Annotated in this window: 5 protein-coding genes; all 5 read left to right on the forward strand. The window is 36.6% G+C overall.

Features of this window, described 5'->3' with window-relative positions:
* A partial coding sequence (locus EO766_RS14375; protein ID WP_287101445.1) for a PKD domain-containing protein occupies positions 1 to 2,780 on the forward strand: 2,780 nt, incomplete at its 5' end.
* Positions 2,781 to 2,858: 78 nt separating this feature from the next.
* Positions 2,859 to 3,890: a PorP/SprF family type IX secretion system membrane protein gene (locus EO766_RS14380; RefSeq protein ID WP_218331290.1), complete on the forward strand. Its 1,032-nt coding sequence runs from the start codon at positions 2,859 to 2,861 to the stop codon at positions 3,888 to 3,890.
* Positions 3,891 to 4,144: 254 nt separating this feature from the next.
* On the forward strand, positions 4,145 to 7,213 hold the full coding sequence (locus EO766_RS14385; protein WP_287101447.1) for a SusC/RagA family TonB-linked outer membrane protein: 3,069 nt from the start codon (positions 4,145 to 4,147) through the stop codon (positions 7,211 to 7,213).
* Positions 7,214 to 7,240: 27 nt separating this feature from the next.
* Positions 7,241 to 8,725: a RagB/SusD family nutrient uptake outer membrane protein gene (locus EO766_RS14390; RefSeq protein WP_287101448.1), complete on the forward strand. Its 1,485-nt coding sequence runs from the start codon at positions 7,241 to 7,243 to the stop codon at positions 8,723 to 8,725.
* 406 nt (positions 8,726 to 9,131) lie between these two features.
* The gene (locus tag EO766_RS14395; RefSeq protein ID WP_287101449.1) at positions 9,132 to 12,209 is read left to right on the forward strand and encodes a SusC/RagA family TonB-linked outer membrane protein; all 3,078 of its coding nucleotides are present in this window, start codon (positions 9,132 to 9,134) and stop codon (positions 12,207 to 12,209) included.
* Positions 12,210 to 12,214 lie beyond the last annotated feature (5 nt).

Below are 12,214 nucleotides of genomic sequence, written 5' to 3' on the forward strand. Positions count from 1 at the left end.
GCACAACTACTATTACATATACCGTTACCAATGGCAGTGGCTGTACAACGAGTGTGAGTGCACCGATAACCGTCAATCCCTTGCCGACAGTACAACCCATCAATACAGGAAGCGGACAGGTATGTGCTGGCAGTAGTTTAAGTGTAACAGATGCCACCGGAGGAGGAGTATGGAGCAGCAGCAATACAGGTGTAGCAACGATTGATAACAGTGGGAAAATCACCGCCATTGCAGCAGGCACAACTACTATTACATATACCGTTACCAATGGCAGTGGCTGTACAACGAGTGTGAGTGCACCGATAACCGTCAATCCCTTGCCGACAGTACAACCCATCAATACAGGAAGCGGACAGGTATGTGCGGGCAGTAGTTTAAGTGTAACAGATGCCACCGGAGGAGGAGTATGGAGCAGCAGCAATACAGGTGTAGCAACGATTGATAACAGTGGGAAAATCACCGCCATTGCAGCAGGCACAACTACTATCACTTATACCGTTACCAATGGCAGTGGCTGTACAACGAGTGTGAGTGCACCGATAACCGTCAATCCCTTGCCCACAGTACAACCCATCAACACAGGAAGCGGACAGGTATGTGTGGGCAGTAGTTTAAGTGTAACAGATGCCACCGGAGGAGGAGTATGGAGCAGCAGCAATACAGGTGTAGCAACGATTGATAACAGTGGGAAAATCACCGCCATTGCTGCAGGCACAACTACTATTACATATACCGTTACCAATGGCAGTGGCTGTACAACGAGTGTGAGTGCACCTGTTACAATTATTGGAACTCAAAAAGCATCCATACAATTAAAAGATACAGGTAGCACATGTTTGCCATACACTCTTACTTTAATCAATAAAACAGTACCTTCTTCAAAAACAGTATGGTACTTTAGTGATGGAACTTCGTTGTCTGGTGACAGTGTTCGTTATGCTTTTAAAAACAATGGACAGTATGCTGTAAAATTAATTACCCAAACAGCACGAGGTTGTACCTATGCTGATAGCATGCCTTTATCTGTTCATGTTCCTGAAAGAACAGTTTCATTTAATAGCGGCTATACCTGTATCAACAACAATGTTACTTTTAATGCCCATATTTTATCCGACGATTCTGTTCGATGGAATTTTGGGGATGGTAGAATCTTAACTACTACGCAAACAAGCATACAACATCATTACATAAAAGGGGGTACATATATTCCTTCTGCGCAGTTAATAGCAGCAACAGGGTGTGAAATGCCGTTATCTGTAAATGATACCATAAAAGTAGACGAATTAAAAGCAAACTTTCATTTAACTGCTCTATATAAATGTGGTAAAACCACTTATCAGTTTATGGATTCTAGTCATACACTTTTTGGTATTCAGGAATGGAATTGGAAATCTGATGAGGATATAGTCGAAACACATTCTTCATTTTCCCAAAATTACACAACAGAAGGTAACAGACACATTACTTTGGTAGTAAAAGGAAAATCTGGTTGTAGTGATACTGCTAAAGCCTCCTTTAAAGTAAAAATATATCAGTATCCAAAAGTAAGCATACAATCTATGCAGGAGGTTTGTCGTACTGCTTTAGTTAGTTTTAATGGAATCGCAATTTCACAAGATTCAATTGTTCATCGTCAATGGGATATGGGTAATGGTAACATTTCAAATGATTCGGTTAGAGAAATAAGGTATAATAATGCAGGTGATTATGTTGTGAAATATACTGTTAGTACCGTAAACCAATGTTTGGATTCAGCAATTAAACAAATTACGGTGCATGCCTTGCCAAAAGTAGCTGCTATGGCGCCACAAAGAATTTGTAAAGGTGATTCTATTCAATTGAATGTTAATGGTGCTGAACGTTACATTTGGAAAGATCAGAAGAATAATATTATATGCGAAAATTGCGCTACACCCATTGTTAAGCCTGATGCCAATACACAATATTATGTGGTAGGTTATAATGAATTTGGATGTAGCCAAATGAGTGCTACCAATATAACTGTAGTACAGCCGTTTAAATTATTGGTATCTCCCAATGATACCATTTGTGCCGGACAACAAAAGCAGATTATAGCCATAGGTGCCAATAATTATCAGTGGGTAGCACCCGATGGAAGTAGTTTGGGAACTAGTTCTTCTATGTATGTGAGTCCGATTACTACTACTACTTATTCTGTAATAGCAAAAGACAGTTACAACTGTTTTACAGATACCGGTAAAGTGAGTATTATTGTAGGAAATCCAACACAAATTACTGTTGGCAAAGACACCATTTTACAGGCGGGTGATACCTATAATTTCAGAGCTGTGGCCGAAAAACAAGATATTAAGCAATGGGCATGGAGCGGTGCCAACAATTTATCTTGTTACAATTGTCAGGAACCACAGGCCAAAATTTCTGATGATGCCTGTATTAGTTGTGTGGCTACCAACGTATATGGTTGTCAGAGTGCCGATACAGTATGTTTAAAAACATTTTGCCCCACTGCTGAAGTGTATATTCCAAATGTATTTACACCCGATGGAGATGGTATTAACGATTTACTGATTGTACAGGGTAAAGGCATAAAAGTAATTAAACACTTTATGATATTCAATCGTTGGGGTGAGTTGCTGTTTGAAAGAAGCAACTTTATGCCGGGCGATCCTGCTTATGCATGGGATGGTAAAATTCATGGCAAACCCGCAACGCCCGATGTTTTCGTATATGTATGTGAAGTTTTATGTGAAAAAGGATTACCAAATGTATATAAAGGAAATGTTGCCATATTAAAATAAAAAATATAATAAAATGAGCGGATTTGGTTAATTATTTCAGGAAGACTTTAAAAAGTCTTTTATAAAAATCCAAAAAATATGAAAAAACGCTACTCACCCTTCATCTGCTGCATATTTTTTCTCTTGTCCGGGCAATTTGTTTTTGGACAGGATCTTACTTTTTCTCAGTTCTACGAGCAGCCCTTGCTAAGAAATCCTGCATTGGCCGGGGTATTTACCGGTGATTTACGAGTGTCTACTGTGTATCGTGACCAATGGGCCAGTGTAACGGTACCCTTTAGAACAGAAGCTATGAGTGTGGAATATAAAATGCCCATGCAAGGCAATAACGACGTGTTAACATTGGGTTCTCAAATGACCTTAGATCAGGCCGGTGATATTCAGTTAAAACGCACACAGTTTTTGCCGGTAGTAAATTATAGCAAGTCGTTGAGTGATGATAAAGACACTTATTTATCTATTGCATTTATGGGTGGTCCTGTTTACAGCCAATTTGATCCTACACTAATTAAAACCGGCGATCAATACCTGGGTGGTTCTTATAATTCCAGTAATCCAACCTCACAAATGTTTACCAATACTGGATACAATTACTGGGATCTGGCTACAGGTGTAAGTTTCAGCAGCAGCTATGGAGAAAATGGCCGTTTTTATATTGGGGCGGGCTATGCACATTTTAATAAACCGGTGATACATTCTGTTACGGGGACTGTAGAAAATTTCCTGTATCCCAAACTTACTTTTAATGTTGGGGTCAATTCACCGGTTACCGACAGAAATCGCATTATTGCTTTTGCCGATTATTTTACACAAAATGGCTATCGGCAATTATTGGGGGGTATTTTATATGGGTTTGATGTTCAAAAATTTTATAATGAAGATCCATATACCATTTATTTTGGTAGTTTTTTGCGTTGGGGAGATGCGTTTGTACCAGTAGTGAAAATGGATTTTAAACACATGAGTGTGGGGTTAAGTTATGATGTAAATGTTTCTAAGTTAAAAACCGTATCGAATTATCGGGGTGGATTTGAGTTAACTGCATCTTATCATGGTTTTCTCAAAATTAGAAACAGTACCTTAGATAAGTTAAGGTGTACGAGGTTTTAATTGCAATGGCAGTGCATTTTCACATTTATATTGGGTATATACTTTTAAATCCTGCTTTTTGCAGGTTTTTTTATGCAATTATTGGCAAAATATTGCATTTTAAAAACGGATGAAATCGTTAAAATTTTTACATTGAATGTAAAATTAAAACAGTAAGTCATCCTTTGATACTAAAAATAATTAAATTTTTTTTTGGAATGTTAAATTTTTATTAATAACATTGTTTCATTAACCAAAATTAAAATCCTGCATACATGAGAAAAGTTTATTTCCTGTTACTATGCTTGTGCTTAATAGTAAGCCAGGTATTTGCACAAAACCGCACTATAACCGGAAAGGTTACTGATGAAAAAGGAGAACCATTGGTAGGTGTTTCCATCAATGCATTAGGCGGCGATAAAAAGGTGGTTGGTACTGCAGTTACCAATGCCGCCGGTATCTATTCTATTAATGTTTCAGAAAAAGTGAAAGGGCTTCAGTTTAGCCATGTCGGTTTAGATGAACAATATATTCCTGTAGGTAACAAGGGTATTATTAACCTATCATTATCTGCCTCCAGTAAAGATTTATCAGAAGTGGTTGTAACCGGTTATGGTCTTCAGAAAAAGAGTAATTCTTCCGCTGCAATAGTGAAAGTAGGTGGCGAACAATTGGCTGATAAGCCTTATGGGTCAATTGACCAAATGTTGCAAGGCGCTGCTGCCGGGGTACAGTCGGTAGCTACTACAGGCCAACCGGGTGCCAACCAACAAATAAGAATCAGGGGGGTAGGATCTTTTTCGTTAAGTGCATCACAACCCTTGTATGTAATTGATGGTGTTGTTATGAATGGTGGTGATTTATCGAATGGTAACGGAGGTGGGTTTAACATCAATCCCAGTACTAATGTTTTAGCTACCATTAATGCCGATGATATAGAGAGTATCTCTATTTTAAAAGATGCAGCAGCTACATCCATTTATGGTTCAAGAGGTGGAAATGGTGTAATTATTATTACTACCAAGAGCGGTAAAATGGGTAAAACACAATTTAACCTAAGTGCAGAATTAGGCAACAATAATGTAATTGCACCACCGGCTGCCGGAAGAGCATTACAGGCAGCAGACTGGTTTACTTTGTTGCAGGAAGGGCTGGTTAATAATAATGCAAGCCAAACTACTATTAATAATACTTTAGCATCGTATGGTTATGGCAATGGTGTAGATATTCATTGGTTTGATTTGGTAACCCAAACAGGTATTCAAAATCAATATAATTTAAGTGCTTCAGGTGGTGATGGTAAAACCAGGTATTTTATTTCAGGTGGTTATTTTAAACAACAGGGTACTACCATTGGTGCAGATTTAACCCGATATACAGGTAATATTAAAATAACCCATGCGGCAACCGACCGATTAAGTTTTACAACAAAAGTAACGGTAGGTAATGTGGTTCAAAATTCAGTATTGGCTTCAAGCGGTATTTCCGGAGGAGGTGGTTATTTTGGAAATCCCGGATATGTATCATTGGTATTAAGGCCAACGCAAAATCCATTTAATCCGGATGGAACTTTAAATATTTCCGGAAATAATTTCGGCTTTCCTGCCCACTATAATCCATTATACATTGCCGCCAATGATAAACGCTGGTTAAAGGCATTAAGTATTTTTGGAACAGAAACTGTAGAATATAAAATATGGAAATCACTGAAATTTACCAGTAATCTGGGATTGCAGTTTAATGGTAACGAAGAGTATCAATTTAATAACCAGTTTCATGGAGATGGTTCAGGTACTGCAGGCTATGCATTATCATTGTATACGCGAAATTTTTTATGGAATTGGTATAACCAGTTAGATTATCATTTTGATTTTAATAAGGATAAGAAATTTTATGCAGATATAAAAGTAGGTTATGAAGCTACACGCAATGCGTATTTGCAGCAACAGGGTTCTGCTCAGAGTTTTCCGCCTAAATTAGATTTGTATTCTTCTCAAAATGCAGCAACCTCTACGCTGGGTATTCAGGTATCATCCGATTATGCATTCACCGGGGCTTATTCTACTGCCAATATTAGTTATGATGACCGTTACTCTTTATATGGTAGTTTTAGGAGAGATGGTTCATCCCGGTTTGGTAGTAGCAACCCTTATGGTAATTTTTATTCAATAGGATTTGCCTGGAATGTGGTGAATGAAAATTTTATGAAAAATATTCCCGCTATTACTAATCTTAAATTAAGGGCATCTTATGGTACCAATGGTAATGCTGAAATAGGCAACTACCAATGGCGACCGTCCTTTGGTTTTGGTTACAATTATAATGGTGTTGCCGGTGGTACTTTTAATAATATTGGAAACATTAATTTAACCTGGGAACAAAACAAACAATTTGATATAGGATTTGATTTGAGTTTGTTTAAAAACAGAGTAAACATTACTGCTGATTATTATAATCGAAAAACAGATGGTTCTTTATTGAGTCAGCAAATTTCCAGAACAACCGGTTTTACCGGAGTAATCAGCAACTTGGGTAGCATGGGAAATAAAGGAATAGAATTTTCCATATCTGTGATACCCATTCAAACGAAAGATTTTACTTGGCAGGTAAATTTCAATTATGCGCATAATAAAAATGCAGTAACCAATTTGCCTACAGGAGATCAGTTCAATCCGCAAAGCAGTGCATTCCTAATGCGAGCAGGCCAGCCTTTCTACTCGTTTTATACCAGAGGATGGGCAGGTGTAGACCCTAATAATGGAAATCCGCTTTGGTATACTGACAGTACCAAATCTGCTACTACTTCAACCTTTGCTTCTGCCAAATTATATTTAGTAGGTAAATCTGCCTCACCAACCGATTTTGGGGGTTTGGGCAATACCTTTACTTATAAGAATTTTTCTTTTGGTATTGATTTTTATTACAACTACGGAAATTATATTGTAGATAACTATGCACGTTTCTTTACGGATGGTAGTTTTCCTACCCGCGGCAAATATGCATTTATGATGAACCGCTGGCAGAAAAAAGGTGATATTACCAATGTGCCTAAATATATTTATGGAGACTCCAGAAATGGCGCAAGTGGTTCAGACCGTATTATCTATAAAGGTGATTATATACGCTTGAGAAATGTTCAATTAGGTTATCGATTAACAGATAAAAATGTATTATCAAAATTACATTTATCTGCACTCGCATTTTATGTTCGCGGAAGCAATTTGTGGACAAAAGTTTATGATAATAATTTAACCAGCGATCCGGAGCAGGGTGTGCAAGGATTTAACAACCAAGCCGTTGCACCTTCCAGATCATTAACCGTTGGATTAAACGTAACATTTTAAATTCATTACTTAATAAAATTTCTGATAATGAAACATTTAAAAATATACAATCATTTAAGTAAGCTTACTTTATTGGGGCTGATTTTATTTTTATCTGCCTGCCAAAAAAGTTTTTTAGATCTAAAACCTTACAATGCATCTGTTTTGAGCGATGCAATTAAATCTGAGGCCGATTTAAATGCGGCAGTCAATGGCTTATATGCCTCATTGCGGGCAACTGATTTTTATGGCAGAACCTTTGCCGTAAAAGGAGATTTAATGGCCGACCATGCTTTCCAATCCAGTCAAAATTCTGGTCGTTATACCGGTTTTAATTTGTACAATATGGTGGTTACCGATGGTTATGCCAGCAATATTTGGTTCAATGCATATCAGGCCATCAAAAATGCAAATTTGATCATCAATTCCGGACTGGCTATAACCAATGACAATATCAGTCAATTATTCTCTGAAGCATATGCCATTAGAGGTATGGTATATTTTGATTTATGTAGAAATTATGCTTTGCCTTATGCTAAAGATCCCAATGGCCCGGGTGTACCTATTGTATTAACATTCAATCAAAATGCAAAACCTGCCCGTAATACCATTAAAGAAGTGTATGCACAGGCATTGACCGATTTAAATAAAGCTTATTCTCTTGCAAAATTTAATCAGGGTGGTACCATGACATTTCTCAGTACCGGCCAAACCAGAAGTGTCAATTCTTCTTTCTGCTCTAAATATGCCATTTCAGGTTTATTGGCAAAAGTTTATCAGCACATGGGCGATTGGACCAATGCTAAAAATGCCGCTTTAGATGTGGTAAATAATGGAGGCTTTACCTTAACTCCAAGTACAGGCCTTGTAAATTACTGGAAAGGAACTACTCCAAGAACTGACAGGGTAGAAACCATGTTTGAAGTAACTTCTGACGCCAACAATAGTGTTTCAGATGGTACATTGGCGAACCTCTATGTACCCAAACCAATTGGAAGCTATGGTGATATTTTGGCAACACAAGATTTCTACAATTCGTATACTTTAACCGATGCCAGACGGCAATTGTATAATCCAAGTACCCGTTCCGGTCAATTGGGTATTGCCTATTATATAACCAAATACCCTATTGATCCGATTAATTATGATGATGTAAAAATTGTACGTTATGCAGAAGTTTTACTGATTTTGTCGGAAGCTTATTACAATTTAAACGATCCCATTAATGCACTGAAATACTTGAACATGGTAGCGATGCAACGAGATCCTGCTTTTACAGGTTATACCTCTTCCGGCCCGCAGGTGTTAGAAGATATTTTAACTGAACGGGGTAAAGAATTAGCATGGGAAGGTTACCGTTTTTGGGATTTTTACCGGTTGCAGCGTTCTTTTGTAAAACCACAGGCGCAGGATGCCACTAATGCCATTATACAAAGCTTAAATGTTACACCTGCAATCTTAAATATCATCTTTCCCATACCAAAGGATGAGGTATTAGTGAATCCCAATATTGTTCAGAATAACGGGTATTAATATTTTTTTAATTAATTTTTAAAAAGGCTAAATTAAAATTTGGCCTTTTTTAATTATAAATTATCTTAAACTTAAATCCAAGAATATTTTTTTTAAAAAAAAGATAATTTCACATTGTTGTCCGACTAAAGTTGTAAAATAATGGTTTAACCCCCTTACAGAACCATATTTCAGTCGATTTCAAAAGATGATGGGGTGCTCCCTCCAACTTTGAAATAATCATTTTTTAGCCTGTAATTCTTTACAGCAAAAGATTACAGCGATTTTTAAGTTAAGTTTTGTCGAACAATAGTGATAATTTTTATTTTTTTGCAACTTTTTATAGAAAATTTATGTCTTTAATGTTTTGATAACTTATATTTGAAATCCTTTTTTAACTTTTTTTAAAACTAAAACACAGAGAATTATGAGAAAACTGCTATTGCTTCTCGTGTGTGCATTGTTGACTGTGGGTCAATTGTGGGCACAAAATCGTACCATAAAAGGTACGGTTCTGGATGAAAACGGCAAACCCGTTGAAAAAGCATCCATTTTGGCAAAAGGAACGAAAATTGGGACGAGTACAGAAAGTGATGGAACGTTTTCATTAGCAGTTCCTGCTAATGTTAAGGCTTTAATTATTACTTCTTTAAACTTTGCCAGAAAAGAGGTAAATATTGAAGGGGCCACTTTAATTAACGTAAAATTAGAACCATCTAATTCAAAATTAGATGAAGTAGTTGTTGTAGCTTATGGTACTCAAAAACGAAAAGAACTTACAGGTTCTGTTGCTACCATTTCAGGTTCATCGATACAAGATCTACCTGTTGCAGGCCCGGATCAGGCAATTCAGGGTCAGGCATCTGGTGTTCAAGTAAGTTCACAATCAGGTACTCCCGGTGGTGGAATTTCTATTAGAATTAGAGGAGTTTCTTCACTGAGTGCCGGAAATCAACCACTGTGGGTGGTTGATGGTGTACCGGTTATAACGAACAACTTACAAACAATCGGTGTTGGTGGTCAGGGTTTAAATCCTTTATCTGATTTAAATCCAGATGATATTCAATCTATTGAAATTTTAAAAGATGCTGCCGCAGCTTCTTTATATGGTTCAAGAGCTAATAATGGCGTTGTATTGGTTACTACTAAACGGGGTGCTAATCAAAAAACTAAAATAAGTTTTAGTTCTCAGAACGGTATTCAATCTGTTTGGAAAAAAATTCAACCACTTACAGGTCCACAATATATTGGGTTGGTTCGTGAGGAAGTATTTAATCGATATGGTAATTTAATTCCAAATCCATTCCCAAATTTAGATGCTTTAGTAAATGGGTTGTTTGGTAGTGGAAATGGATTATTAATTGCAGATAGTGCTAAAGGTGTAAGTACCAATTGGCAAGATTTAGTGTTTAGAAATGCACCTATTCAAAATTATGAACTTAGTGCTTCCGGTGGAAATGAAAAAACTAAGTTTTATTTTTCTGGCGGATATTTAAACCAGCAAGGAACTTTAATTGGTTCAGGATATGAGCGCTATAATTTGAGAATGAATTTAGAGAACAAAATCTCCAATAATTTTACAATTGGAGGGGTAATTGCATTATCTAGATCTCAAAATAACAGACTGGTGAATGATAACAGTATTTATGGCGTACTTTCAACTGCAGTTTTGCTAGGTTCTAATACACCAGCATACAATGCGGATGGTAGTTATGGTCGTGATAGAAATTCAAGTATAGATAATCCCTTGGCAGTTGCTTACGAACCTACCATAAAAGCAATCACAAACACCTTGAATGCAAATACCTATGGAGAGTGGAAAATTAAACCCTGGTTAACATTTAAAAGCACCTTTGGTGTAAATTCAGTAAACTTAAGAGAATCCAGGTTTTATCCCACCACCACTAATTCCGGACGAGGCACCAATGGAAATGGTTATCAGGCTAATACAAACTATTATACATTATTGTGGAATGATGTATTAACTTTCAGGAAAAAAATAGATCGGGCAGGAAACCATGAATTGTCAGCCTTAATTGGTAATGAAGTACAAACATTTAATTACGAAACAATCAATGCTTCTGCCACAAATTTTCCCGGAAATACAATAACCCAGTTAGATGCAGGTGCAGTTAAATCTGGCGCTGGTTCCAGTGCTACAAGCAACGCTTTAGTAAGTTTTTTTAGCAAAGCTGATTATTCTTTCAAAGGAAAATATTTATTAGGTGCAAGTTTTAGGCGAGATGGGTCCTCTAATTTTGGAGCCAATAACCGTTATGGTAATTTTTATTCAATTTCCGGAGGATGGAATATCAGTGAAGAAAAGTTTCTTCAGAATAATCGAATTATCTCTAATTTGAAATTAAGAGGCAGTTATGGTACAACAGGTAATAGAAATTTTGGAGACTTTGCAGCTTTAGCCTTAGTTTCACCGGGATTTAATATTAATCAGTTACCTGGTTTGGCTCCCAGACAATTGGGAAATCCGAGTTTAAGTTGGGAAAATCGTAAAGCTGCTGATATAGGTTTAGAATTGGGTTTGTTTAATAGGGTCAATATTACAGTAGATGTATACAAGAATATTACAGACGATTTATTATTTAACTTACCATTGCCTCTTAATTCGGGATTTACCAGTATTGCCTCAAATATTGGACAAATTACAAACAAAGGGATAGAACTTTCTGTAAATGCTAATGTAGTAAAAATAAATAATTTTAGTTGGGACTTTAATGCAAATATTACCTGGAACAATAATCGCGTTACAAAATTAAGTGGGCAGCCATTTGCTGCTGGTTTTACTAGTTGGGTACAGGAAGGATATGCATTAGGTTCTTTTAGAGGGTATATTGTAGATAAAGTATTTCAATCTAAATCTGAGATTTCAGGTGCCCCTTTTCAAAGTTCACTTACCTCTCCCGGCGATTTAAAGTTTAAAAGTTTAACAGGGGGATCTGCTATAACCGGTGCAGATCAAACTATACTCGGAAATGCACAACCATTATATTTTGGAGGATTTAGTAATATTTTCAAATATAAAAATTTTGAATTTTCAGTTTTTGCTCAATATCAGGTGGGCAATCTAATTTATAACAATACACGTGCATTTGCTGAAGGAATGAATAGTATATTTGGCCAATTTGCAACTACCTTAAATAGGTGGACTCCCTCCAATCCAACAACTGACATCAGGTATCCCAGAGCGGTTTTTGGTGATCCTAATAATAATAGAAGAACTTCTACCAGATTTTTGGAAGATGGTTCATACTTAAGATTAAAAACTGTAACAATTGCTTATTATTTACCTCAAAGTATTTTGAGAAGATTGACTATATCCTCTATGCGGTTTTATATTCAGGGACAGAATTTAGCAACTTTTACGAAGTATAGCGGATTTGATCCTGAAATTAGCACTTTTGGTGAGACCACTACGGCCGCTGGAACAGATTTTTTAACTGTGCCTCAGGCTCGAACTGTGTCAATAGGATTAAATGTTACCTTTTAATTTAT

This window comes from Hydrotalea sp. AMD, assembly GCF_004100315.1.
In the GTDB taxonomy this organism is placed as follows: Bacteria; Bacteroidota; Bacteroidia; order Chitinophagales; family Chitinophagaceae; genus Hydrotalea; species Hydrotalea flava.

What these genes read in the sequence shown, in the direction of transcription:
- EO766_RS14390 (WP_287101448.1), top strand. Translation starts at nt 7,241, where the DNA reads ATGAAACATTTAAAAATATACAATCATTTAAGTAAGCTTACTTTATTG.
- EO766_RS14395 (WP_287101449.1), top strand. Translation starts at nt 9,132, where the DNA reads ATGAGAAAACTGCTATTGCTTCTCGTGTGTGCATTGTTGACTGTGGGT.
- EO766_RS14385 (WP_287101447.1), top strand. Translation starts at nt 4,145, where the DNA reads ATGAGAAAAGTTTATTTCCTGTTACTATGCTTGTGCTTAATAGTAAGC.
- EO766_RS14380 (WP_218331290.1), top strand. Translation starts at nt 2,859, where the DNA reads ATGAAAAAACGCTACTCACCCTTCATCTGCTGCATATTTTTTCTCTTG.